We start from the raw sequence: 23,440 nt of genomic DNA, 5'->3' as shown, positions 1-23,440 counted from the left end.
CGGGTCACTGGCCCAGCACCACCCGCGCCATGCCGTCGAGCGCCGGATTTTCCGGATGCCAGTAGCCGGTGTGGCCGTACCGGCCGCTGGGGAAGGTCCGGCCGCCGAATGTCGACTCGGCCGGGTCACGGCCGAACCAGCGCTCGTCGCCCGGCCCGGCCAGCAGGTCGGCGATCGTGTTGACCGGGGAGGCACCGAGCACCGCCTGCCGGGCCAGGTCGCCGGGCGGGCGGGTCAGCCGGATCACGTCGTCGGGTGCGGTGCTGGCCCACACCTGCCCGGGTGGCACGTTCAGCTCGGCGGCGTGTGCCACCCCGACCCCGGGTGAGCCGACGAAGACCAGCGCGTCCGCGGCCAGCCCGTGGTCGCGGGCGGCGGTGCCCACCACCAGCGAGCCGTAGCTGTGCCCGAGCACGGTCTGCCGGGCCGGCGGATCGTCGTGGCTGGCCCGCAGCCCCTCCTGGAACCGGTGCAGCGCGTCGCCGGCCGCGCGGGCCTGCCCGTCCCGAGCCGCCTCGTGCAGGAAATCCGGAGCGTCGTAGTCCAGCCAGAGCACCGCCGAGGTCTGCTCGCCCGGCGCCAGCTCGGCACAACGGGACAGCACCCGGGCCGCGCGACCCAGCTCGTCGGTGGCGTCGTCGAGCCCGGCCGTCATCCCCGGCACGTAGGTCAGGACGCCGGTGGCCCGGTCCGGGTTGCCGAGCGCCACCACCGCGCGCCCTTCGCCGCCGGTGTCCAGCCCGAGCAGGTAGGCCCGGGGTGGCTGGGCCGAGTCCAGCCGGCCGGCGAGCGCATCCAGGCCGGCCAGGGCGGCATCGACGCGGCGCAGCCCGGCCAGCTCGGCCGGCCCGCGTGGCACCCGGGCCAGCAACCGGTCCCACTGCGCCAGCAACTCCTCCCGCCGGGCCCCGAGCAGCAGCCGGTTGGCCTGGTCGCGAGCGGCGGCCGGGACCCCGTCCAGACCGGCGACCAGCTCCGGTTCGTGCCCCACCAGCCAGCGCCGCTGGGCCGGAGTGAGCCCCGCCCACCAGCGGTTGACAAGTGCGGGAGCGGCACCCGGGGCGGGCCGGTCCGGCGCGGGCATGGCGACCCAGCCGGTGCTGGCGTCCGCCGCAAGTTGCCCGAGGCGCTGGGCGGCCTCCCGATCGGCGGCGGTGGCCAGCGCGAGCGCGTCGTGCACGGCGGCGGCCACCGGGATGACCGTGGGGCCCGCCCGTTCGGCCGGCACCCGGCTCGGATCGGGGCGGGCCCGCCCCCACCGGTCGATCAGCACCCCGGCGGTGTCGGCAAGCGCCACCGCCGCAGCCAGCCGGGCCCGGGCGGCGGCCAGCCGCGCGGCGAACTCGGCGAGGACCTGGTCGACCTCGATCACGGCCGGCACGAGCGTGACCAGCTCGGCGCGCAGGCCGGTAAGGCGGGACCCGGCGGATCCGGCGGCCCGGCCCGACCAGCCCGAACGCAGTGCCGTCGCGCTCTCGACCAGCTCGTCGGCCCGCCGCCCGGCCGGCCCGGCCAGGCTGGCCCAGGCCGTACCGGTGGCGCGCCAGGCCGCCAGGTCGACCGAGCTGAGCTGCGCGTAGCCGACCGGTGCCGGACCGGTCATCGGAACAGGTCCGACAACCGGGCGGCGGCCCGCGCGTCCACCGATTCGTACGCCCCGGCAGCGGCGCGCAGCGCGGCACCGGTGTCCGCGATCCGGCCGCCGAGCCGGGCGGACCAGCCCTGCACCGCCTCTTCCAAGGCGGCCAACGCGGCGGCTGCCGACCACTGCGGTGCCGGTGCCGTCAGCCCCGGCACGCCGGCCACCAGCCCGTGCGCCAGCCGGTTGCCGGTGTCACCGAGCGACCGCCCGATGCGGTGCAGCAGCTCCGGCTGCACGGTCAACTCCTGCTCGGTCATCGGCCCTCTCCCCGTACCCCTGACACCTGCGCCGACGACGCTAGGCCGCAGCAGGCGGGGCGGGCGTGCCCTGTGGACAACCGGCGGTGGGCGTACCTCCGCTCTGTCCACAGGCGTTGCCCGGAGCTCGGCTGACGGCTATCTTGCGGCCCGCGCGCCGGTAGGGTGGGCCGCGTGATCGTCGCTGTCGGTATCGACGTGGTGCTTGTCGACCGGTTCGCCCGGGCGCTGGATCGCACGCCGGCACTTGTCGACCGGCTGTTCACCGCGGCCGAGCGGCACACCGCCGCCGGTGCGCCCCGGTCGCCCGAGTCGATGGCGGCCCGCTTCGCCGCGAAGGAGGCGGTGGCCAAGGCCCTCGGCGCGCCGGCCGGGCTGCGCTGGCACGACTGCGAGGTCGTGCCGGACACGCACGGGCGGCCCTGGCTGACGGTCTCGGGCACGGTCGCTGCGGCGGCCACCGAACGCGGCATCAGTCGGTGGCATCTCTCGCTGTCGCACGACGGTGGGATCGCCTCCGCCATGGTGGTGGCGGAGAGCTGAGCGTCGGACGCGCCGGGGCGCGGGGAACGAGGTGGGGCATGAGGCCGGTCTGGCGGGTGGCGGACATCCGGACGGCGGAGCAGGCACTGATGGCCACGCTGCCGCCCGGCACCCTGATGCAGCGTGCCGCCGCCGGCTTGGCCCGTCGCTGCGCGCTGCTGCTGGCCGACCGGGGCGGGGTGTACGCCGCGCCGGTGCTGCTGCTCGTGGGCTCCGGTGACAACGGCGGCGACGCGCTGTACGCCGGTGCCCGCCTGGCCCGCCGGGGGCGGCCGTGTCGGCGTTGCTGCTGCGCCCGGACCGCGCCCACGCCGAGGGGCTGGCCGCGTTGCGGGCCGCCGGTGCTCGGGTGGTGGACCGCCCGCCGGCAACGGTCGACCTGGTGCTCGACGGGATCGTGGGCATCGGCGGCCACGGTGGGCTGCGGGAGACCGCCGAACAACTGGCGGCGAGCCTGATGCGGCACCGAGGGCGCGACGGTGCCCGGGCCACGGTGGTCGCGGTGGACGTGCCCAGCGGGGTGGCGGTGGACACCGGCGCGGTGCCGCTGACCGCCTCCGGTCGGCCCAACGCCGTACGGGCCGACGTGACGGTTGCCTTCGGCGCATTGAAGCCGGCGCTGGCGGTCGGACCGGCTGCCGCGTTGGCCGGGCAGGTGGAACTTGTGGACATCGGGTTGACGCCCTGGCTGCGGGGCAGCCCGGCGCTGCGGGTGGTGGAGTGGTCGGACGTGGTCGACTGGTGGCCACGGCTCGGTCCGGCGGCGGAGAAGTACACCCGGGGCGTGGTCGGGTTGGCCACCGGTTCGGCGATGTACCCGGGTGCCGCGGTGCTCTCCGTCGGCGGTGCGCTGGCCGGGCCGACCGGCCTGGTCCGCTACGCCGGGGGTGCCCGCGACGAGGTGCTGCGCCAACATCCGTCGGTGATCGCGGCCGGCCGGGTGGTCGACGCGGGCCGGGTGCAGGCCTGGGTCTGCGGCTCGGGGCTGGGCACCGACGAGCAGGCCGCCGCGGAGTTGCGGGCCGTGCTCGCCGCGCCGGTGCCGGTGGTGCTGGATGCCGACGCGCTGACCCTGCTCGTGGACGGCTCGCTCGCCGACCAGTTGCGGCGGCGCGACGCACCCATCGTGGTCACCCCGCACGACCGGGAGTTCACCCGGCTCTGTGGCGAGCAGCCCGGCGACGACCGGGTCGCCGCCACGCTGCGACTGGCCGCCTGGATGAACGCCGTGGTGCTGCTCAAGGGGGACCGCACGGTGATCGGCACGCCGGACGGCCGGGCGTACGTGAACCCGACCGGCACTCCGGCGTTGGCGACCGGGGGCACCGGCGACGTACTGGCCGGACTGCTCGGTTCGTTGCTCGCCGCCGGGCTGCCGGCGGAGCGGGCCGCCGCCGCTGCCGCGTACCTGCACGGGCTGGCCGGCCGGGAAGCGGCCCGGGGTGGCCCGGTCACCGCCCCGGACGTGGCCGCCGCGTTGCGTCCGGTGCTGGCCCGGCTGCCCTGACCGCCCGCGCCGCACCTGGCCTGGCCGGGGTTGGCCTGGGGTGATCAGTGCGGAAAGTAGGGTGGGGGCATGTGGCAGGCCGAGGTACGCGTGGATCTTGACGCGATCCGGGAGAACGTCAGCGGGATCTGTGCCGGCACCAGTGCCGAGGTGATGGCGGTGGTCAAGGGCGACGGCTACGGGCACGGGATGATCCCGGCGGCCCGCGCCGCGCTCGACGCCGGTGCGGCCTGGCTGGGCGTCTGCACCCTGGATGAGGCGCTGACCCTGCGCGCGGCCGGCATCGACGCGCCGGTGCTGGCCTGGCTGCTCGCGCCGGGGCTGCCGCTGCACACCGGCGTCGCGGCCGACGTGGACCTGGGTGTGGCGAGCCTGACGCAGCTCGACGAGATGGTCGAGGCGAGCCGGCGGGCGGAACGCCCGGCGCGGCTGCACCTGAAGATCGACACCGGGCTGGCCCGGGGCGGCGCGACGGTCGCCGACTGGCCGGCGCTGCTCGACGCCGCCGCCAAGGCGCAGGCCGACGGGCTGGTCGAGGTGGTCGGGGTGTGGAGCCATTTCGTGTACGCGGACATGCCCGGCCACCCGACCACCGACCGGCAGTTGGCCGTCTTCCACGAGGGCCTGGCGATGGTCGAGCGGGCCGGGCTGCGCCCGCGCTACCGGCACCTGGCCAACTCGGCCGCCACGCTGACCCGGCCCGACACCCACTTCGACCTGGTCCGGCCGGGGCTGGCCGTCTACGGCCTGTCGCCGGTGGCCGGGGAGACCTACGGGCTGCGTCCGGCGATGACCGCCCGCGCCCGGGTGATGTTGACCAAGCGGGTGCCGGCCGGCTCCGGCGTCTCGTACGGCCACACGTACACCACCGAGGGCGAGGCGAACCTGGCCGTGGTGCCGCTCGGCTACGCCGACGGGGTGCCGCGACACGCCTCGAACGCCGGGCCGGTGCTGCTCGGCGGGCGTCGCCGGATCATCTCCGGGCGGGTCTGCATGGACCAGTTCGTCCTCGACTGCGGCGACGATCCGGTGGCCGCGGGCGACGTGGTCACCCTCTTCGGCGACGGCTCCGACGGGGCACCGACCGCCGACGACTGGGCCGAGGCGGTCGACACGATCAACTACGAGATCGTCACCCGGTTCGGCAGCACCCGGGTACCGCGGATCTACGACGGTGAGTAATCGACAGCTGATCCCCCGGCCGCGCACCGCCGCCGGGAAGGCGGCCGGTCTGGTGGGTGCCGCCCTCGGGGTGGCCGCCGCGGTCACCGCCGCCGGGGTCGCCACCGAACGTGCCCTGGTCCGCCGGCTGAAGGCCGACCCCACCGACCCGTACGCCGACGAGGTCTTCGGTGCGCAGCGGTACGACGCGGCGTACGAACTGGAGATGCCCGACGGCACCGACATCCACGTCGAGGTGGTCGAGCCGACCCGGTCGGTCGCGGGTAACCCGACGGTGCTGCTGGTGCACGGCTTCTGCCTGGACATGGGCACCTTCCACTTTCAGCGCAAGCTGCTCGCCGAGCGGGGCGAGCACCGGATCGTCGCGTACGACCAGCCCGGGCACGGTCGCTCGGGGCGGCTGGAGAGCGGCGAGTACGACCTGGTGGCGCTCGGGCACACGCTGCGTCGGGTGATTGACGAGGTGGCGCCGGAGGGGCCGCTGGTGCTCATCGGCCACTCGATGGGCGGCATGACCATCATGGCGTTGGCCGAGTTGTATCCGGAGATGTTCGGCGACCGGGTGGTGGGCACCGTGCTGATGGCCACCTCGGGCGGGCTGATGGCGGAGACGAAGCTAGTCGCCTCGGCCCTGCTGGGCCGGGTGGGTGGCCCGGTGCTGAACGTGGCCGGCAGCGTCACCCGGTACGGCGGTCCCGTGATCGACCGGGCCCGTCGCTCGACCACGAACGTGGCCTGGCTGCTCACCCGCAGGTACGGCTTCGGCACCCGCCGGCCGAGCCCGGCGCTTGTCTCCTACGTGGAGGCGATGAACTCGCGGACCTCCGCCGACACGGTGACCCGCTATCTGCGTACCCTGGCCACGCACTCCCGGTTTCCGGCGCTGGCCGCGCTGGAGGGGACGCCGGTGCTGGTGATCGTCGGGGACCGCGACATGATCACACCGATGACCCACTCCGAGGAGATCGTCCGGCGGTTGCCGCACGCCGAGTTCGTCAAGATCCACGACAGCGGGCACGTGGTGATGCTGGAGCACGCCGACGAGGTGAACGCCGCCCTGATCCGTTTCCTCGACAGCTGCGCGGGGGAGCTGCCGTGATCCGGGTCGAGCTGCCGACCGTCGCCGACACGCACGCCTTCGGTCGGCGGCTGGCCGACCTGCTGGGCCCCGGCGACCTGGTGCTGCTCACCGGCCCGCTGGGCGCCGGCAAGACCGCGCTCACCCAGGGGGTGGGTGCCGGGCTGGGGGTGCTCGGCGACATCACCTCGCCGACCTTCGTGATCGCCCGGGTGCACCGGCCCGACCCGGTGGCCGGGCGTGGCGTGGCGCTGGTGCACGCCGACGCGTACCGGCTCGGTGCCGCGAGCGACCCCCGGGCCGAGATCGACGACCTCGACCTGGATGCCTCGGTCGACGATTCGGTGACGGTGGTCGAGTGGGGCGAAGGGTTGGTCGAGCAGTTGGCCGAGGCGCACCTGCGGATCCGGCTCGACCGGCGCGACGACGACACCCGGGTGGCGGAGCTGGAGCCGGTCGGCGGCGACTGGGCGGAGCGCCTGACGGCCCTGGGCTGAGGGCTGTCGTACCCGCTGCCTAGAGTGCCCGCAGACGACCCGTACGTGGGAAGGCCACCGATGCCCGACGATGTTGCCCCCCTGGACCTGCCGGCGCTGTTGCCGCAGGAGTGGCGGGCGGCGCTCGCCCCGCACCTCGATCCGGCCCGCACCGCCGCGCTTGGTGAGTTCGTCGCCCGGGAGTACGCCACCGGCCCGGTCTTCCCACCGGTCGAGGACCTCTTCTCGGCCTACCGGCTCTGCCCGCCAGCCGCCTGCCGGGTGCTGATCCTGGGCCAGGACCCCTACCACCGCGCCGGCCAGGCGCACGGGCTCAGCTTCAGCGTGCGCGAGGGGGTGTCGGTGCCGCCCTCGCTGCGCAACGTCTTCAAGGAGTTGGGTGAGGACCTGGGCGTGCCGAAGCCGCGCAGCGGCAATCTCGACGGCTGGGCGGCACAGGGCGTGCTGCTGCTCAACTCGGTGCTGACCGTGCGGCAGGGCAGCCCCGGCTCGCACGCCAACCGGGGCTGGGAGGAGTTCACCGACGCCACCATCCGGGCGCTCGACGCCTTGGAGACGCGGGTGGTCTTCCTGCTCTGGGGCGGCTACGCCCGCAAGAAGGCGGCGCTGGTCACCAACCCGCAGCACGTGGTGTTGGAGGCGGGCCACCCGAGCCCGATGAATCCGCGCGGCTTCCTCGGCAGCCGGCCGTTCAGCGCGGCCAACAAGGCCCTCGCCGACGCCGGCTTACTCACCATCGACTGGGAGCGCACGGCCAACTGAGCCGTACGCTCGGCCGGCAGGCGGATCATCGAGGCGGTGTCGCGCACCGGGTGCCGCCCGCGACCGCGTCCGCCCAGACGTCCGCCTCCGGCAGGCCCCAGCTTTCCCCACGCCGCCCGCACGTACCAGGTGGTGGCATCCGCCTGGTTGGTAGGTGGAGCCGGTCGGACGAGTGTTCTTGACTGACGTCGTACGTCAGATGATGATGGCGGTAAATATAGACGCTGGTTTACATCTCCAGCTCGGTAACTCGTACATCCGTGGCGTGGCACCGACGTGTGGTGACCGTCCCTCGATCACACGCACCCCCGCCGGTTGCGTCGCGCCGCCTCTCTGCAAGGAGAACCACGCCAATGAACGATGTCCCCGCTCACCGTAGGAGCCACCGACGCGGTCGCACCAGGATGCTCGTTGCCGCTGCCTGCGCCGCAGTGTTGGCCGCAACCGGCACCACCGCGCTCGTGGCCAGCCCCGCCCACGCCGAGGCCGACCGGCAGGTCTGCTCCAGCACGGAAGGCACCCACAACGGGTTCTTCTTCTCGTTCTGGAAGGACAGCGGCGACGCCTGCATGGTGTTGCGCGAGAACGGCCGCTACAGCAGCTCGTGGAGCCGGAGCACCAACAACTGGGTCGGCGGCAAGGGCTGGAACCCCGGAACCCGCCGCACGATCAGCTACTCGGGCACCTACAACCCGGGCAACAACAACAGCTACCTCGCCCTGTACGGCTGGACCCGCAACCCGCTCGTCGAGTACTACATCGTCGAGAACTTCGGCAGCTACAACCCGAGCAGCGGCGCCACCCGGCTCGGCAGCGTCACCACCGACGGCGGCACCTACGACATCCTGCGCAGCCAGCGGGTCAACGCCCCGTCGATCGACGGCACCCAGACGTTCTACCAGTACTGGAGCGTCCGGCAGCAGAAGCGCAGCAGCGGCACCATCACCACCGCCAACCACTTCGACGCCTGGGCCCGCGTTGGCCTGAACCTCGGCAACCACTACTACCAGATCATGGCCACCGAGGGATACCAGAGCCAGGGAAGCTCGGACATCACCGTCCGGGAAGGCGGCAGCTCCGACCCCGGCAACCCGAGCAACCCGCCGCCCGGTGGCGGTACCGGCCAGATGATCGTCGGTCAGCAGTCCGGCCGGTGTCTGGACGTGCCGAACTCGAGCACCAGCAACGGCACCCAGATCCAGTTGTATGACTGCTGGGGTGGCTCGAACCAGCGGTTCACCCACACCTCGAGCCGGCAGCTGACGGTGAACGGCAAGTGCCTGGACGCCTCGGGCCAGGGCACCAGCAACGGTACGCGGGTGGTCATCTACGACTGCCACGGCGGCGCGAACCAGCAGTGGAACATCAACTCCAACGGCACGATCACCGGAGTGCAGTCAGGGTTGTGCCTCGACGCCGGCGGCAGCGGCAACGGGGCGATGATCCAGCTGTACAGCTGCTGGGGTGGGGCAAACCAGCAGTGGAGCCGTCGCAACTGACCCGTCGCTTCGGGGCCAGGCGCTGATGGGACCTGGCCCCGTGCCTCCTTGAGAACCTGGCCCCGTGCCTCCTCCCCGTCGGCCGGCACCGGCGCGCCCTGGGCAACCGCCGCGGTGCGCGCGAGCGCCATGACCCGGTGGCGGGCGGGCGTCACGGGGCGGTTAGCTATGCCGCTAGGCTGGTTCATTGTGCTCGTACTGGTGGTGGACAGCTCGACCCCGGCGGTGACGGCGGCGCTCGTCGAGGTCACCGCGAGTGGCGTGACGACCCGGGCGCAGCGGTGCACGGTCGACGCGCGGGCACACGGTGAGCTGCTCGCACCACAGGTGGACGCGGTCCTCGCCGACGTCGGTGCCCGGCCGGCCGACCTGGGCGCGATAGTCGCCGGGCTCGGGCCCGGCCCGTTCACCGGACTGCGGGTGGGACTGGTCACCGCCGCCACGATGTCCCAGGTGCTCGGCGTGCCCGCGTACGGTGTCTGCTCGCTCGACGCGATCGGCCACCCGGCGGCGGCTGGCGAGCCGGTGCTGGCGGCGAGCGACGCCCGACGCCGGGAGATCTACTGGGCGGTCTACGACGGTGCCGGGCAGCGCCTGGTCGGGCCGGAGGTCAGCGCGCCCGCGGTGGCCGCCGAACGGGCCCGGTCACTGGCCGTCACCGCTGCGGTCGGTGACGGCGCCCACCGCTACGCCGACGTCCTGGGGCTGCCGCTGCGAGCCGAGCCGCGATACCCGGACGCGAACGCACTCGCCACCCGGGCGGCCGAGCGGATCCGGGCCGGCGCGCCCGGCGATCCGTTGACCCCGCTCTATCTGCGCCGCCCGGACGCCGTGGCGGCGACCGCCCGCAAGCCGGTCCTGCCATGAGCGAGCGCGAGCGAGCGAACCATTGGCTCAGTGCGGTGGTGCCTCGTGGCGGCCTGGAGCGTAGCGGAGGGCCGGCATGAGCGTGCGGCAGCGAGCGAACCATTGGCTCAGTGCGGTGGTGCCTCGTGGCGGCCTGGAGCGTAGCGGAGGGCCGGCATGAGCGACGTGCGGCTCGGTAGGTTCCGCTGGTGGCACATTGACGAGGTGCTGCCGATCGAAGCGGACCTCTTCGGCGCCGAGCAGTGGTCCGCCGCGATGTTCTGGAACGAGCTGGCCCACGGGCACTTCTACCGGGTCGCGACCGATGACGGCGGCGCGGTGCTCGGCTACGCCGGGCTCGCCGTCGCGCCGCCGGACGAGGCGTGGGTGCAGAACATCGCGGTGCGGCGGGAGGCGCAGCGACGGGGAGTCGGGCGGCTGCTGCTGGAGGCGCTGCTCGCCGAGGCCGCCGGGCTCGGCGTACGCAGCGTGCTGCTGGAGGTCGCGGCGGACAACGCACCGGCCCAGCGGCTCTACGCGAGCTACGGATTCGAACCGATCGGCGTACGCCGTGGCTACTACCAACCGAGCAACACCGACGCGCTGGTGATGCAGCGCATCCAGGACTGAGCATTTCATGGCTGACGAACCACTGATCCTCGGCATCGAGACCTCGTGCGACGAGACAGGTGTCGGCGTCGTACGCGGACACACTCTGCTCGCCGACGCGCTCGCCTCAAGCGTGGAGCAGCACGCCCGGTTCGGCGGGGTGGTGCCCGAGGTGGCCAGCCGGGCACATCTGGAGGCCATCGTGCCGACCATGGAACGGGCGCTGACCGAGGCGGGGGTGACGCTCGCCGACATCGACGCGATAGCGGTCACCGCCGGTCCGGGCCTGGCGGGGGCGCTGCTGGTCGGCGTGGCGGCAGCCAAGGGGTACGCGGTCGCCGCCGAGAAGCCGGTCTACGGAGTGAACCACCTGGCCGCGCACGTCGCCGTGGACACCCTGGAACATGGTCCACTGCCGGAGCCGGCGATTGCGCTGCTGGTTTCCGGCGGGCACTCGTCCCTGCTGCTCGTCGACGATCTGGCCCGAGGCGTGACGCCGCTCGGTGCCACCATCGATGACGCGGCCGGCGAGGCATTCGACAAGATCGCCCGGCTGCTCGGCCTGCCCTTTCCCGGTGGTCCTCACATCGACCGGGAGGCCCGGGCCGGCGACCCGGCGGCCATCGCCTTCCCGCGCGGGCTGACCGCGACCAAGGATCTCGTCACGCACCGTTACGACTTCTCGTTCTCTGGGTTGAAAACGGCGGTGGCCCGCTGGGTGGAGGCGCGGCAGCGGGCCGGTGAGCCGGTTCCGGTCGCCGACGTCGCGGCCTCCTTCCAGGAGGCGGTCTGCGACGTGCTGGTCGGCAAGGCGCTGGATGCCTGCCGCAGCAGCGGCGTCGAGACCCTGGTGATCGGCGGGGGAGTGGCGGCCAACTCGCGGCTGCGGGCGCTGGCCGAGCAGCGGGCCGCCCGGCACGGCATCCGGGTGCGCGTACCCCGACCCGGGTTGTGCACCGACAACGGCGCGATGGTGGCGGCGCTCGGCTCGCACCTGGTCGCCTCGGGCGTCGCGCCGAGCCGGCTCGACCTGCCTGCGGATTCGGCGATGCCGCTGACCACGGTCAGCGTCTGAGGGAGGACGGCGACGTGATCGTACGGATGTGGGAGGCGCGGGCGGAACCGTACGCGCTCGCCGACCTGATCACCTGGGTCTGCGACACCGCCCTGCCCGAGTTCGAGCACGACCCGCTGCACCTGTCGAGCGAGGTCTTCTCCTCCACCGACCACCGGGTCGTGGTGATCTCCAAGTGGCGCAGCAGCCCTCGGCCGCTGCCCGACCCGCCGGTGATGCTGTTGGCCCGGCCCGCGCACTCGTGGGACTTCACCCAGGTCGACCGCTGAGTCCCGCCGACCGCTGAGTCCCGCCGACCGCTGAGTCCCGCCGACCGCTGCGTCTGGCGACGGCGGAGTCCTGCCGACGGCGGAGTCCTGGCGGCGTGCACCCGGCCGCCGGTCAGCGGATGATCACCGTGGTGGTGGCGGTGGACCGGTCGATTTCGCTGGTCCGGGCACTGATCCGCAGTTGCCAGTCGCCGGCCACCGGAAAGTGGATCTCGGCGCTGCCGTGGTGCGGTTCCAGCGCGATGACGTCGACGGTGATCGGTTCGATGCCGGCCTCGGGCAGGGCGGCGGTGACCGTCCACTCGGCCACCGGCAACTCCTTCGCCTGCGGCGTGTAGACGTAGGCGTGCAGGCTGTTGGCGGTGCCGGCGACCGCCGGGTAGATGTCGAACTGGAGAGTGAACAGGTCGGTGGTGAGCGACTGGGCGACGCCCTCCCGGGTCACCCCGTCGGCCGCCGTGCCGGCCGTACGTCCGGGCGGGGTCTGCACCAGTACGGCGGTCAGCGCCAGCACCACCGCGGTCGCGGCGAGTTCGACACCGGCCGCCCGGGCCACCCAGCGGGGCCGGTGGCCGGCGACCTGCCGCCGGACCAACCGCCGCTGCCAGGCCGCCACGACCAGGACTCCGGCCAGCAGCGCGGCCTTGGCCAGGAGCAGTCGTCCGTACGTGCTGCCCAGCAGCGCCGACGGTCGGCCCAGTTCGATCGCGGCCTGGACCATGCCGGCGGTGACGAGCCAGGCCACGGCCAGCGTGGCCCACCTCGACCAGGCCGGCAGGATCCGGGCGAGGACCCGCTCGTGGGTGCCCCGGAGCAGGAAGACGGTGAGGACGAGCAGCCCACCCAACCAGATGGTGACCCCGGCGATGTGCACAGTGGTCAGCACGATGCTCACCGGCGGCACCGGCGAGGCCACCGGATGCCCGCCGAGCGGCCAGGTGAGCAGTCCGGCGACGCCCACCGCCACCAGCGCGGCGGTCCGGCCACGCCCGGCGGTGCCCCGGGTCACCGCCGGCAGCAGCGCCGCGGCGAGCGCGACCAACGCCAGGCGTACGGCCAGCACCAGGCCGATGTCGGTGTCGGCGACCGCGCGCAGGTCGGCCGGGGAGAGTTGCCCCACCGGCGCGCCGACCACCTGCGCGGCCTGCCCGATCCAGGTACCCACCGTGGCGGCGGCAACCAGCGTGAGGCCGATCAGGGCCATGACCGTGGCGCCACGTCGGGACCGCCGCCGGGGCCACATGGTCGCGGTGAGCAACGGTGGGCCGACCGCCAGCAGCAGGCCCAGGTAACCGAGGTACTTCGCCACCGGCACCAGCACCCCGGCCGGCGACTCGGCTCCGGTGTCGGCCGGCAGCGGCGGGGTGGCCGACGGCGCGCCGGCAGCGAAGGTGAAGCTGCCGGCGATCGGATGGCTGTCCGCCGAGATGACCCGGTAGCTGACCAGATAGGTACCGAGTGGCCGGTCGGAGGCCCGCAACGCGATCCGCATGGTCGCGTCCCGGACCTCCGGGTCACCGACGTTGATCCGCTTGCCGTCCGGGGCGAGCACCTGCACCCGACCGGGCACGGCGGCGATCGGCTCGCTGAAGGTAACCAGCACCTCCCGGGGTGCGTAACCGAGCACCTCGTCGCGCTGTGGGGTGGTACTCACCACAACGGCGTGCGCCGCCGCTGGGCTGGTGGGGCCCAGGGCGGCGCAGAGCGTGGCCAGGATCAGCCCGATCAGGGCAACTGCCCGGGTACGCACGGCCATCGGTCGGTAGCTGGCTCAGGTACGGCGGAACAGGCGGTACGTGAGGAATCCGCCGACGCCCAGCGCGCCGAGGAAGATCGCCCAGATCACGGTGTTGCTGATGCCCACCTGCGGGGCGCTGTTGGCCTGCGCGGCGGCGATCAGTCCGTCCTCGCCCGGCGCGGGCAGCACGGCGGGCGGCAGTTCGGCATAGCGGACCAGGCCGGTGCTCTCCAGCAGCAGCATGTGGTCGCTCACGAACTTGTTTGTGGCGTTGGCCAGGTCGCGGATGACGTCGTTGCGGGTGGCGCCCCGGACCGCGGTGACGACCGGCAGGATCGCGCCGTGGGCGACCCGGAGCCGGGTGACGAAGATCTGGTCGAAGCGGGCGCCGGTGGCGTTCTTCATCTCCGTCAGCCACTGCTGCTGCTGCGCGGACGGCACGGTCGGGATGGTCGCGCCGAGCTTGTTGGCGGCCTCCACGGTGAGTCGGTCCAACTCCTCGTGCTGCCGGGCGATCTCGGCACCGACCTCCCGGACCACTCGCGACTGGCCCTTCTCGGCGGCCATCTGCCCGGCCGGCATCTCCCAGAGCCCGGCCAGTCGCACCCCGTCGAGCAGGGCCTGGTCGGCGGCGGCGAGTTGCTGACCGGCGGGCGCGGCCAGAGCCACCCCGGGCAGTGCGACAAGGGCTGCGACGAAGGTCGTGAGCAGCACCGCCAAACGACGGGACCGGTTGCCCTGCCGGTGACGAGCGGAATCCAGCGGTGCCATGTCTGCGGCGCCTCCTCGGACGAGAACCGATCATCTACGGGACGGGCCCGCCCCGTCGGCCGCCCGTCCGCACACTGGTACGGATTGTCTGGCTGATCAGTTCACCGTTTCCGGAATCGGCTTTCGTCCGCTGCCGGCCCAGGTCAGCCGATGTCGAGAGGGTCGGCCAGCAGCCGCTCGAAGGCGAGTTCGGCGGCACCGATCAACGGGGCGTCCTCGCCGAGCTTCGGCGTACGCAGCCGGACGTGCTCCAGGCAGGCGGGCAGCCCGTTGGAGTTCAGCCGGCTGCGTACCTGGGCGGCGGCGGCCAGGTAGAGGTCACGCATCGTACCGCCGAAGATGACCATCTCCGGGTTGAAGATGTTGATCAGGTTGGCCACGCCGAAGCCGAGCCAGTCACCGGCCTGGCGGACCGCGGCCTGGGCCCGGGCGTCGCCCCGGTCGGCGGCGTCGAAGACCGCAAGCATCGCGTCCCGGCCGCGCGCGTCGGACCGGCCGGCGGCCCGGAGCAGCCCGTGCTCGCCGATCTCGGTTTCCCAGCAGCCCCGGTTGCCGCATTCGCAGCGGGCGCCGTCCCGGGCCACCACCATGTGTCCGACCTCGCCGCTGTAGCCGCCGTGGCCGGTCAGCCGCCGACCACCGGCGATGATTCCGGCTCCCACGCCGACGTCGCCGTAGAGGTAGATCACGTTGTCGCAGCCGGCCGCCGCGCCCCGGGCGTGCTCGGCGAAGGCCGCCACGTCGGCCACGTTGCCGACCGTGACCGGCACGTCGACGCCGAGTTCGGAGCCGAGCGCCGCGCCGATCGGCTCGTCCACCCAGCCGGTGGTCGGGCCGAGCCGGACCAGCCCGTCGTCCCGGCGTACCATCCCGCAGACCGCCACCCCGGCGCCGACGCAGACGGCACCGTCCGGCAGCCCGTGCCGCATCTCCTTGACCGCCCCGGCCAGCAGCGGGGCGGCCTCCGTCGCGGTCAGGCCGCGCGGCCGGTCCAGCTCCCGCCGGTCCAGCACAGCACCGCCGAGACCGACCCGCGCGGCCCGCAGCCGGTCCACCTCGATGCTGCACGCGTACGCGAAAACCCGGGCCGACTCGGGCCGGACGACAAGCGATGGTCGTCCGGCCCGGCCGGTCTCCCTCGGCGCCCCCTCGGTCACCAGGCCGGCCGCGGCGAGGTCGGCGGTGAGCGCGCCGATGGTGCTCCGGTTCAGCCCCAGCGTGGTGGTCAACTCGGCGCGCGTGGTGGCGCCGTGCAGGTGCACGTAACGCAGCAGCGCGCCGAGATTCTGCCGGCGGATCTCGTCCTGGCTGGGGCCTGCGCGCATGGAAGCTTTACTACCTTCGGTGGTGCGGATCAGCGGTTGCCGGTGGCGGCGGCTCGTCGTCGAGACAGCGCGTCGACGCTTGCCGCGAGGAGCAGTACCACACCGGTGACCACGTACTTGACGCCAGAGCTGTAGCCCATCAGGCCCATCCCATTGTCGATCACGGCGACGACGGCGCCGCCGAGGACCGCGTCCAGGACTCGACCCTTGCCGCCGAAGAGGCTGGTGCCACCGATCACCGCCGCGCCCACGGCGTAGAGCAGCACGTTGCTGCCCCCGGTGTTCGGGTCGACGGAGTTGGCCCGGCTGGCGGCGACGATGCCACCGATCGCGGCCATGGTGGAGCAGATCATGAAGACCGAGATGCGGATCCGGTCCACGTTGATGCCGGCCCGGCGGGCCGCCTCCTTGTTGCCGCCGACCGCGTAGATGTGCCGGCCGTAGCTGGTCCGCTGAAGCACGAAGGTCCAGAACACCAGCAGCACGGCGATGATCGGCACCACGATCGGCACGCCCTTGAGCGAGCTGATCAGCACGTTGCGGCTGCGTTCCAGGTTGAGCACGTAGACGGCGACGCCGAGGACGACCGTGAGTACGCCGATGCGGGCCAGCACCATGGACAGCGGGTCGTTGAGCAGACCTCGCGCCGTGCGCTTGCGGTAGCGCAGCAGTTGCACCGCGGCGAAACCGGCGACCGCGAGCGCGGCCAGGGTCCAGCCCAGCACCGGCGGCAGGTTGCGGTTGGCGATCGCCACCAGCACCGGGTCGCGGACGGAGATGTTCCGGCCCTCCTCCATCAGCAGCAGCACCACGCCCTGGAAGGCGAGGAAGCCGGCGAGGGTGACCACGAACGAGGGGATGCCGACCTTGGCGACCAGGAAGCCGAGCGAGGTGCCGATCACCAGTCCGGTGAGCACGGCGGCGAGCACCGCGACGTACCAGGGGTGTCCGAGGACGGTGACCACGTTGGCCAGCACCGCCGCGCAGACGCCGCTGGCGAAGCCGGCCGACAGGTCGATCTCACCCAGCAGCAGCACGAACACCAGGCCCATCGCGATAAGCGTGACCGCCGCACCCTGGGTGAACAGGTTGGCGAAGTTGCCCGCGGTGAGGAACGACGGCCGCATGATCGAGAAGATCGTGCAGAGGACGACCAGCCCGGCCACCGCCGGCAGCGCGCCGATGTCGCCGCCGCGTACCCGGCGCAAGTAGCCACGGACGTGGCTGCCGATGGTGGGTGTCGATCCGACGGCGGCCGGCCCCTCCTGCTTGACGGCGGTGGTGCTCATGAGACGCCTCCCGTGGTGCTGTCGGCCGGCGCCGCGCCGTTACCGTTGGCGCCCGTGTCGGCGGCCAGTCCAAGCGCGCCGGAGCGACCGGCGGTGATCAGCTCGACCACCTGGGCGTGAGTGATGTCGGTGGTCTTCACCTGGGCGACCATCTGACCGAGGTAGAGCGCGGCGATGCGGTCGGAGACGGCGAAGACGTCGTTCATGTTGTGCGAGATGAGGACGACGGCCAGACCGTTGTCGGCCAGCCGGCGGACCAGTTCGAGCACCTGGGCGGTCTGCGCGACGCCGAGCGCGGCGGTCGGCTCGTCCAGGATCACCAGCCTGCTGTTCCAGAGCACCGCCTTGGCGATGGCCACCGTCTGGCGCTGGCCTCCGGAGAGGCTGGAGACGTGCTGGCGCAGCGACTTGACGGTGCGTACGGAGAGCCCGGCCAGGGTCTCCGCGGCCATTTGTTCCATCGTCGGCTCGTCGAGCACGATGCCGCTGCGCTTCTCGCGGCCGAGGAACATGTTCTGCACGATGTCGAGGTTGTCGCAGAGCGCGAGGTCCTGGTAGACGACCTCGATGCCGAGCGACGCGGCGTCGCGCGGGCTGTTGATGCTGACCGGTCGGCCGTCGAAGAGGAACTCGCCGGCATCGGTGGGGTGGATGCCGCTGATGCACTTGACCAGGGTCGACTTGCCGGCGCCGTTGTCGCCGACGAGCGCGGTCACCTCGCCCGGGTAGGCGGAGAGGGCAACATCATGCAGGACCTGGACGGGACCGAAGCTCTTGTCGATCCCGCGCAGTTCCAGCAGTGGAGTCGCGGACACGGGGGTCTCCTTATTCACGGAGGGAGATCGGGGCCCGTCCGGCGGCGTCGCGCCGCCCGGCACGGAGTTGCCGTGCCGGGCGGCGTCGCCGGGGCGGGTACGGTCAGCTGATGCCCGCGTCGGTGCAGAGCTTGGCGAATTCTCCGGTGCAGATCTCTTCCTTGGTCACGTAGCCGTCGGCGATGACGTCCTTGACGTTGTCCTTGTAGATCGCGGCCGGGGTGAGCAGGACGGACGGCACGTCGCGGCCGGTCTCCGGGTCCTTCACCGTCTGACCGGTCTCCTTGCGCTCGCCCTTGGCCAGTGCGATGGCCAGTTCGGCGGCGGCGTCTGCCTCCTTCTTGACCGCCTTGTAGACGGTCATGCACTGGTCACCGGCGAGGATGTTCTGTAGCGCCTGCGGGTCGGCGTCCTGACCGGTCACCGGGACCTTGCCGTTGAGGTTGTTCTTCTTCAGCACCGAGATGGCGGCGTTGCCGAGGCCGTCGTTTGCCGACAGTACCCCGTCGATCTTGCCGCCGGCCTTGGTGAGCTGCTGCTCGAAGATGGTCGCGGCCTGCGCGTTGTCCCAGTCCGGCACCGAGTCGTCGGCGGCCTGGGTGTACTCGCCGGCGTCGAACTTCGGCTTGAGGACCGAGTCGTAGCCCTCCTTGAACAGGGTCGCGTTGTTGTCGGTCGGCGAGCCGTTCAGGTACGCGATCGCCGGCTTCTGCACCTTCGCGTCGGTGAGGCACTTGACCAGGCCCTCGCCCTGGAGCTTGCCGACCGCGACGTTGTCGAAGCTGACGTAGTACTCCGCCGAGCCGCCGAGGGTGAGGCGGTCGTAGTCGATGGTGGCCACGCCCTGTGACTTGGCCTTGTCGAGGACGGCCTTACCGGTGCCGGAGTCCAGGTTGACGATCATCAGCACGGTGACGCCGCCGGTGATCATCTGGTCGGCGATGGTCTGGAAGGCGTTCTTGTCGCCCTGCGCGTTCTGGATGTCCGACTCGACGCCGGCCGCGTCGAACGCCTCCTTGAGGAACTTGCGGTCCGCGCTCTCCCAGCGGACCGAGGACTTGCTGTCCGGCAGGATCACGCCGATCTTGGGGGTCTTGCCGGAGCCGCCCGCTTCGTTGTTGGAGTCGTCGCCGCAGGCCGTCAGGCTGCCGAGGGCGAGCAGGCCCACGGTGCCGACGGCGAGGAAGCCCTTGCGCATGTGCAGGGTCCTTTCAAGGGTGGGGGATGTGTAATCGTGTGTTTTGTTGTGCCCGGCAACGTATTCCGCGTCACAGCGACAGCACAAGAGCGTGGCGGCTCCGAGTTTGTTGGGGGCGGTAACAATTCGGCAACGTCGCTGACACCGGCCACCGGTAGGCGGCCCGGAGCAGGGGTCAGTCGAGCCACCGGTCGAGTCGCGCCGGTCGAGTCGTCGATCTAGCGGCCGGTCGAGTCGCGTCGGTCCAGCGGCCGGTCGAGTGGTCGGTCGGGGGTCAGTTGCCGGTGAGTCGGGCCGTGCGGGCGTCAGTGAGCGCGATCAGGTCGGCGGGGTCCAGTTCGACCTGGAGCCCGCGTCGACCCGCCGACACGTACACCGTGGGGTGCGCGAGGGCGGCGGCGTCGAGCACTGTGGGCAGCCGTTTGCGTTGCCCGAGCGGGCTGATCCCGCCGCGTACGTAGCCGGTGGCCCGTTCGGCCGCCACCCGCTCGGCCAGCGTCGCCCGCTTGCCGCCCACCGCTGCCGCGAGGGCCTTCAGGTCCAGCTCGCCGGTGACCGGCACCACCGCCACGGTGAGTGCGCCGTCCACCTCGGTCACCAGCGTCTTGAAGACCCGCTCCGGAGCGACGCCGAGCGCGGCGGCGACCAGCGCGCCGTAGTTCGGTACGTCCGCCGGCACATCGTACGGGTGGGTGCGATGGGTGATTCCCCGCTTCGCCAGCAGCACCATCGCCGGCGTACCCCGTCCCGCCACGTGGTCAACCTAGCCCTCGGCCCCGGCCACCGGCCAGCGGCTTTTCGGCGTCCTGACTCGGCCTCGGGGGCGGCCCGCAGGCCCTCGCCCGGCGTTTCGGCGGCCGGTCAGCCGGTTGGCTGGCAGATCAGCACCGTCGGCGCCCCGGCGACCCGGGTCAGCACCAGGCTGGCCGGTTGATCGCCGGTCAGCCGCAGATCGCGCCGGAGCCGCTCGGGTTCCAGTGCGGAGCCGCGCTTGCGGATCTCCACGCGGCCGACCCGGCGCTCCCGGAGCAGCGCACGCAGCCGCTTGAGCGAGAAGGGCAGCACGTCGGTCACCGCCAGGCAACGGGCGTACGGCGTCGGTGTGGCCCGATCGGCGTAGAGGTAGGCGATGGCCGGATCGGCAAGCGTGGCGTCCAGCTCGGTGGCCAGTTCGGCGACCAGGTGCGCGCGGACCACCGCTGGATCCGGGTCGTACACGAAGCCGCGTACCGGCCCGACCGGCGCCTCGGCCGCTCCCGTGCCGGTGAGCTGGTAGACGGCGGGCTCGCTGGCGGAGTGATAAGAGGGGGCCCCTTTACTACCGGAGGCGTTAACAGGGGGCCCTTCCTTCAACAAAGTCGCGCGGCGGGGGGTTTCGGCGAGCGGGCCGCACCAGAGGGTCGCCTCGACGAGGTCGCCGTCGACGCTCACCCACTCCGCCTCGGCGCCGGTCGGGATCAGGGCGTGGTCGAGGCCGGGGGCCACCTTCACCACCGTGTACGGCACCCGGTCGGCCAGCCCGGTGACGAAGTCCCACGGCGGTGAGTACGCGTTCGGGTCGAAGATCCGGCGGCCGGTGCCGGCCCGGCGGCGGGCCGGATCGCAGAAGACCGCCTCGACCCGGGAGACGTCGAACGCGGTGGCGTCGGCGCACTCCACGGTGAACCGTTCGGCCAGTCCCGCCGCTCGCGCGTTCGCCTCGGCCAACGCGGCGGTGACCGGGTCGGCCTCCACGCCGTACACCCGGATGCCTTCGCGGGCGGCGGCGAGTGCGTCGGCACCCAGCCCGCAACCCAGGTCGGCCAGGGTGGTCACCCCGGCGGCGCGCAACCGGCGGGCGCGCCGACGCGCGACAACCTGCCGGGTGGCCTGCTCCAGGCCGGGTCGGGTGAAGAACATCTGCTCCGCCGCCGGCCCGAACTTGGCGACCGCCCGGCGGCGCAGCTCCGCCTGGGTCAGCGCCGCCGCCGCCAACCCGGCCGGCACCCCGGCCGAGCGCAGCGCCCCCGCTGCCGCCAGCGGATCACCGCCGGCGACCCGAGCCGCCGAGTCGAGCGCCGCCACCCCCTCGGCGGTACGCAACGCCGCGAGCTGCTCCAGATCCACATCCCCATTCTTCCGCCCACCCCACGCCCATCCTCCACGCACCCTGTTGACCTAGAAGTTCGCGTCCGGAGCCCGCGCAAACTTATTGATCAACGCTCGCCCTGGGAGGCGTGCGGGTGGTGCTCGGACGGCGACACGAGGTGGACGGCGTTGGCACTCTCCTTGACGGAGTGCTAGCCGAGGAATAACCTGCGATTAGCACTCTCACCCTGAGGGTGCCAACGCCCGGGCCCTGGTGTCCGGGGGTTGAACGCCAGGCGGACCGGCACCCGCGACGACGGCCCCGCCCGGTGGCATGTGGCAGATTGACGCCGGTCGGCATGCCGACCGGCAACGAAACCAGTACCCCAGGAGGGTATGCCCGTGACTACCGCGACCAAGGTTGCGATCAAGCCGCTCGAGGACCGGATCCTGGTCCAGGCGAACGAGGCTGAGACCACCACGGCGTCGGGCATCGTGATTCCCGACACCGCCAAGGAGAAGCCGCAGGAGGGCACCGTCCTCGCTGTCGGCCCTGGCCGTTTCGACGACGACGGCGACCGGATCCCGATGGACGTCAAGGTCGGCGACACCGTCCTCTACTCGAAGTACGGCGGCACCGAGGTCAAGTACGCCGGCGAGGAGTACCTGGTGCTCTCCGCCCGCGACGTCCTCGCGATCATCGAGAAGTAAGCAACCGATCAGTGTCGTTGCCCCGGTCCGGCTCGCCGGGCCGGGGCAACGTCGCTTCGAAGGGACATTCATGGCGAAGATCCTGAGCTTCTCGGACGACGCCCGGCACCAGCTGGAGCACGGTGTCAACGCGCTCGCGGACGCGGTAAAGGTCACCCTCGGGCCGCGCGGGCGCAACGTCGTCCTGGACAAGAAATTCGGTGTGCCCACGATCACCAACGATGGCGTGACCATCGCCAAGGAGATCGAGCTCACCAACCCGTACGAGAACCTCGGCGCGCAGCTGGTCAAGGAGGTGGCGACCAAGACCAACGACGTCGCCGGCGACGGGACCACCACCGCTACCGTGCTGGCCCAGGCCATGGTCCGTGAGGGCCTGCGCAACGTCACCGCGGGCGCCAACCCGGCCGGCCTCAAGCGGGGCATCGACGCCGCCTCCGCCAAGGTCTCCGAGGCGCTGCTCGGCAAGGCCGTCGAGGTCTCCGACAAGAAGTCGGTCGCGCACGTGGCGACGATCTCGGCGCAGGACGCCACAATCGGTGAGCTGATCGCCGAGGCGATGGAGCGGGTCGGTCGCGACGGTGTGATCACCGTCGAGGAGGGCTCGGCCCTGCACACCGAGCTGGACGTCACCGAGGGCCTCCAGTTCGACAAGGGTTTCATCTCGCCGAACTTCGTCACCGACGCCGAGGCGCAGGAGTCCGTCCTGGAGGACGCGTACATCCTGATCACCACGCAGAAGATCTCGGCGATCGAGGAGCTGCTGCCGCTGCTGGAGAAGGTCCTCCAGAACAGCAAGCCGCTGCTGATCATCGCCGAGGACGTCGAGGGTCAGGCGCTGTCCACCCTGGTGGTCAACTCGATCCGCAAGACCCTCAAGGTCTGCGCGGTCAAGGCGCCCGGCTTCGGTGACCGCCGCAAGGCGATGCTCCAGGACATGGCGATCCTCACCGGCGCCGAGCTGGTCGCCCCCGAGCTGGGCTACAAGCTCGACCAGGTCGGCCTGGAGGTGCTCGGCACCGCCCGGCGTGTCGTGGTCGACAAGGAGAACACCACGATCGTCGACGGTGGCGGGCAGGCCAGCGAGGTCGCCGACCGGGTCGCCCAGATCCGCAAGGAGATCGAGGCTTCCGACTCCGAGTGGGATCGGGAGAAGCTCGCCGAGCGGCTGGCCAAGCTCTCCGGCGGCATCGCGGTGGTCAAGGTCGGCGCGGCCACCGAGGTCGAGATGAAGGAGCGCAAGCACCGCATCGAGGACGCCATTGCCGCGACCAAGGCCGCGGTCGAGGAGGGTACGGTGCCCGGCGGCGGTGCCGCGCTGGCGCAGATCCTGCCGGTGCTCGACGACGACCTGGGCTTCACCGGCGACGAGAAGGTCGGTGTGTCGATCGTGCGCAAGGCGCTGGTCGAGCCGCTGCGCTGGATCGCCCAGAACGCCGGCCACGACGGCTACGTCGTGGTGCAGAAGGTCGCCGGTAGCCAGTGGGGCCAGGGCCTCGACGCCGCGGTCGGCGAATACGTCGACCTGGCCGACAAGGGCATCATCGACCCGGTCAAGGTGACCCGGAACGCGGTCACCAACGCCGCGTCGATCGCCGGCCTGTTGCTGACCACCGAGAGCCTCGTGGTGGACAAGCCGGCCGAGCCGGAGGCCGCCGCCGGTGGGCACGGTCACTCGCACGGCCACGGGCACAGCCACCAGCACGGCCCGGGTTTCTGACCCCTGCCGTACGCCGGAACGTGGGGCGCACCGTCGATGA

Annotated in this window: 22 protein-coding genes and 1 pseudogene; 13 read left to right on the top strand and 10 right to left on the bottom strand. The window is 72.3% G+C overall.

The features are described from left to right. Window positions 1-4 precede the first annotated feature (4 nt). Together QQG74_RS27685 and QQG74_RS27680 are read right to left on the bottom strand one after the other, a co-directional pair. Complete coding sequence (locus QQG74_RS27685) at window positions 5-1,603, bottom strand: alpha/beta hydrolase (RefSeq protein WP_341717601.1); 1,599 nt, start codon at window positions 1,601-1,603, stop codon at window positions 5-7. After that, the gene (locus QQG74_RS27680) at window positions 1,600-1,899 is read right to left on the bottom strand and encodes a type VII secretion target (RefSeq protein WP_341717600.1); all 300 of its coding nucleotides are present in this window, start codon (window positions 1,897-1,899) and stop codon (window positions 1,600-1,602) included. The genes QQG74_RS27685 and QQG74_RS27680 overlap by 4 nt, the downstream gene beginning before the upstream one ends. A 174-nt stretch (window positions 1,900-2,073) precedes the next feature. Here QQG74_RS27680 and QQG74_RS27675 point away from each other — a divergent pair, with 174 nt between their 5' ends. The 11 genes and pseudogenes from QQG74_RS27675 (at window position 2,074) to QQG74_RS27625 (ending at window position 11,766) form a co-directional block, all read left to right on the top strand. Further along, window positions 2,074-2,442 (top strand): holo-ACP synthase, encoded by a 369-nt coding sequence (locus QQG74_RS27675; RefSeq protein ID WP_341717599.1) that lies wholly within the window; start codon window positions 2,074-2,076, stop codon window positions 2,440-2,442. Between the two features lie 38 nt (window positions 2,443-2,480). After that, a pseudogene (locus QQG74_RS27670) lies at window positions 2,481-3,949 on the top strand (NAD(P)H-hydrate dehydratase). A gap of 69 nt (window positions 3,950-4,018) precedes the next feature. After that, a complete protein-coding gene (gene alr, locus QQG74_RS27665; protein WP_341717598.1) occupies window positions 4,019-5,131 on the top strand; it encodes an alanine racemase in 1,113 nt (370 codons plus the stop codon). Next, on the top strand, window positions 5,124-6,230 hold the full coding sequence (locus tag QQG74_RS27660) for an alpha/beta hydrolase (RefSeq protein ID WP_341717597.1): 1,107 nt from the start codon (window positions 5,124-5,126) through the stop codon (window positions 6,228-6,230). Before alr ends, QQG74_RS27660 begins: the two co-directional genes overlap by 8 nt. Further along, window positions 6,227-6,706 (top strand): tRNA (adenosine(37)-N6)-threonylcarbamoyltransferase complex ATPase subunit type 1 TsaE, encoded by a 480-nt coding sequence (tsaE, locus tag QQG74_RS27655; RefSeq protein WP_341717596.1) that lies wholly within the window; start codon window positions 6,227-6,229, stop codon window positions 6,704-6,706. Before QQG74_RS27660 ends, tsaE begins: the two co-directional genes overlap by 4 nt. A 60-nt stretch (window positions 6,707-6,766) precedes the next feature. Next, window positions 6,767-7,468 carry a uracil-DNA glycosylase gene (ung, locus tag QQG74_RS27650; RefSeq protein WP_341717595.1) on the top strand — a complete coding sequence of 234 codons (702 nt, stop codon included), beginning with the start codon at window positions 6,767-6,769 and terminating at the stop codon, window positions 7,466-7,468. Window positions 7,469-7,872: 404 nt separating this feature from the next. Further along, complete coding sequence (locus tag QQG74_RS27645) at window positions 7,873-8,967, top strand: glycoside hydrolase family 11 protein (protein ID WP_341717594.1); 1,095 nt, start codon at window positions 7,873-7,875, stop codon at window positions 8,965-8,967. Window positions 8,968-9,156: 189 nt separating this feature from the next. Continuing rightward, window positions 9,157-9,834: a tRNA (adenosine(37)-N6)-threonylcarbamoyltransferase complex dimerization subunit type 1 TsaB gene (gene tsaB, locus QQG74_RS27640; RefSeq protein WP_341717593.1), complete on the top strand. Its 678-nt coding sequence runs from the start codon at window positions 9,157-9,159 to the stop codon at window positions 9,832-9,834. A 156-nt stretch (window positions 9,835-9,990) separates the two neighbouring features. After that, window positions 9,991-10,443, top strand: coding sequence for a ribosomal protein S18-alanine N-acetyltransferase (rimI, locus tag QQG74_RS27635; protein WP_341717592.1), 453 nt, complete (start codon window positions 9,991-9,993; stop codon window positions 10,441-10,443). Between the two features lie 7 nt (window positions 10,444-10,450). Continuing rightward, window positions 10,451-11,497: a tRNA (adenosine(37)-N6)-threonylcarbamoyltransferase complex transferase subunit TsaD gene (gene tsaD / locus QQG74_RS27630; RefSeq protein WP_341717591.1), complete on the top strand. Its 1,047-nt coding sequence runs from the start codon at window positions 10,451-10,453 to the stop codon at window positions 11,495-11,497. A 14-nt stretch (window positions 11,498-11,511) separates the two neighbouring features. After that, window positions 11,512-11,766: a hypothetical protein gene (locus tag QQG74_RS27625; RefSeq protein WP_189046480.1), complete on the top strand. Its 255-nt coding sequence runs from the start codon at window positions 11,512-11,514 to the stop codon at window positions 11,764-11,766. A 112-nt stretch (window positions 11,767-11,878) separates the two neighbouring features. On the opposite strand, the gene QQG74_RS27620 is transcribed toward QQG74_RS27625, so the two are convergent. From QQG74_RS27620 to QQG74_RS27585, 8 genes are all read right to left on the bottom strand, one after another. Further along, complete coding sequence (locus tag QQG74_RS27620) at window positions 11,879-13,522, bottom strand: copper resistance protein CopC (protein WP_341717590.1); 1,644 nt, start codon at window positions 13,520-13,522, stop codon at window positions 11,879-11,881. A 15-nt stretch (window positions 13,523-13,537) separates the two neighbouring features. After that, on the bottom strand, window positions 13,538-14,275 hold the full coding sequence (locus QQG74_RS27615) for a DUF4142 domain-containing protein (protein WP_341717589.1): 738 nt from the start codon (window positions 14,273-14,275) through the stop codon (window positions 13,538-13,540). 143 nt (window positions 14,276-14,418) lie between these two features. Then, entirely contained in the window at window positions 14,419-15,600 is a 1,182-nt protein-coding gene (locus tag QQG74_RS27610) for an ROK family transcriptional regulator (protein WP_341717588.1), read from the bottom strand. Window positions 15,601-15,629: 29 nt separating this feature from the next. Next, complete coding sequence (locus QQG74_RS27605; RefSeq protein ID WP_341717587.1) at window positions 15,630-16,889, bottom strand: ABC transporter permease; 1,260 nt, start codon at window positions 16,887-16,889, stop codon at window positions 15,630-15,632. Next, window positions 16,886-17,704 carry an ATP-binding cassette domain-containing protein gene (locus tag QQG74_RS27600; protein ID WP_341717586.1) on the bottom strand — a complete coding sequence of 273 codons (819 nt, stop codon included), beginning with the start codon at window positions 17,702-17,704 and terminating at the stop codon, window positions 16,886-16,888. Before QQG74_RS27600 ends, QQG74_RS27605 begins: the two co-directional genes overlap by 4 nt. A gap of 103 nt (window positions 17,705-17,807) precedes the next feature. After that, on the bottom strand, window positions 17,808-18,902 hold the full coding sequence (locus tag QQG74_RS27595; protein WP_341717585.1) for a substrate-binding domain-containing protein: 1,095 nt from the start codon (window positions 18,900-18,902) through the stop codon (window positions 17,808-17,810). Between the two features lie 274 nt (window positions 18,903-19,176). Continuing rightward, window positions 19,177-19,656 (bottom strand): Cys-tRNA(Pro) deacylase, encoded by a 480-nt coding sequence (gene ybaK, locus QQG74_RS27590; RefSeq protein WP_341717584.1) that lies wholly within the window; start codon window positions 19,654-19,656, stop codon window positions 19,177-19,179. A 107-nt stretch (window positions 19,657-19,763) separates the two neighbouring features. Then, window positions 19,764-21,008, bottom strand: coding sequence for a methyltransferase domain-containing protein (locus QQG74_RS27585; RefSeq protein ID WP_341717583.1), 1,245 nt, complete (start codon window positions 21,006-21,008; stop codon window positions 19,764-19,766). A 357-nt stretch (window positions 21,009-21,365) separates the two neighbouring features. On the opposite strand from QQG74_RS27585, the gene groES reads away from it, so the two are divergent. Both groES and groL read left to right on the top strand, forming a co-directional pair. Continuing rightward, window positions 21,366-21,680 carry a co-chaperone GroES gene (gene groES / locus QQG74_RS27580; protein ID WP_193386273.1) on the top strand — a complete coding sequence of 105 codons (315 nt, stop codon included), beginning with the start codon at window positions 21,366-21,368 and terminating at the stop codon, window positions 21,678-21,680. Between the two features lie 70 nt (window positions 21,681-21,750). Beyond that, window positions 21,751-23,400 carry a chaperonin GroEL gene (groL, locus tag QQG74_RS27575; RefSeq protein ID WP_341717582.1) on the top strand — a complete coding sequence of 550 codons (1,650 nt, stop codon included), beginning with the start codon at window positions 21,751-21,753 and terminating at the stop codon, window positions 23,398-23,400. Window positions 23,401-23,440: the final 40 nt, after the last annotated feature.

This window comes from Micromonospora sp. FIMYZ51 (genome assembly GCF_038246755.1).
Lineage (GTDB): Bacteria > Actinomycetota > Actinomycetes > Mycobacteriales > Micromonosporaceae > Micromonospora.
Note: the sequence above shows the minus strand (reverse complement) of the source record. Positions and strands in the feature narration are given on the sequence as shown.

Excerpts from the sequence above, each read along its gene's own strand:
- QQG74_RS27685 (WP_341717601.1), bottom strand. The coding sequence starts at position 1,603 with ATGACCGGTCCGGCACCGGTCGGCTACGCGCAGCTCAGCTCGGTCGAC.
- QQG74_RS27680 (WP_341717600.1), bottom strand. The coding sequence starts at position 1,899 with ATGACCGAGCAGGAGTTGACCGTGCAGCCGGAGCTGCTGCACCGCATC.
- alr (WP_341717598.1), top strand. The coding sequence starts at position 4,019 with ATGTGGCAGGCCGAGGTACGCGTGGATCTTGACGCGATCCGGGAGAAC.
- ung (WP_341717595.1), top strand. The coding sequence starts at position 6,767 with ATGCCCGACGATGTTGCCCCCCTGGACCTGCCGGCGCTGTTGCCGCAG.
- QQG74_RS27645 (WP_341717594.1), top strand. The coding sequence starts at position 7,873 with ATGCTCGTTGCCGCTGCCTGCGCCGCAGTGTTGGCCGCAACCGGCACC.
- rimI (WP_341717592.1), top strand. The coding sequence starts at position 9,991 with ATGAGCGACGTGCGGCTCGGTAGGTTCCGCTGGTGGCACATTGACGAG.
- tsaD (WP_341717591.1), top strand. The coding sequence starts at position 10,451 with ATGGCTGACGAACCACTGATCCTCGGCATCGAGACCTCGTGCGACGAG.
- QQG74_RS27620 (WP_341717590.1), bottom strand. The coding sequence starts at position 13,522 with ATGGCCGTGCGTACCCGGGCAGTTGCCCTGATCGGGCTGATCCTGGCC.
- QQG74_RS27615 (WP_341717589.1), bottom strand. The coding sequence starts at position 14,275 with ATGGCACCGCTGGATTCCGCTCGTCACCGGCAGGGCAACCGGTCCCGT.
- QQG74_RS27610 (WP_341717588.1), bottom strand. The coding sequence starts at position 15,600 with ATGCGCGCAGGCCCCAGCCAGGACGAGATCCGCCGGCAGAATCTCGGC.
- QQG74_RS27605 (WP_341717587.1), bottom strand. The coding sequence starts at position 16,889 with ATGAGCACCACCGCCGTCAAGCAGGAGGGGCCGGCCGCCGTCGGATCG.
- QQG74_RS27595 (WP_341717585.1), bottom strand. The coding sequence starts at position 18,902 with ATGCGCAAGGGCTTCCTCGCCGTCGGCACCGTGGGCCTGCTCGCCCTC.
- groES (WP_193386273.1), top strand. The coding sequence starts at position 21,366 with ATGCCCGTGACTACCGCGACCAAGGTTGCGATCAAGCCGCTCGAGGAC.
- groL (WP_341717582.1), top strand. The coding sequence starts at position 21,751 with ATGGCGAAGATCCTGAGCTTCTCGGACGACGCCCGGCACCAGCTGGAG.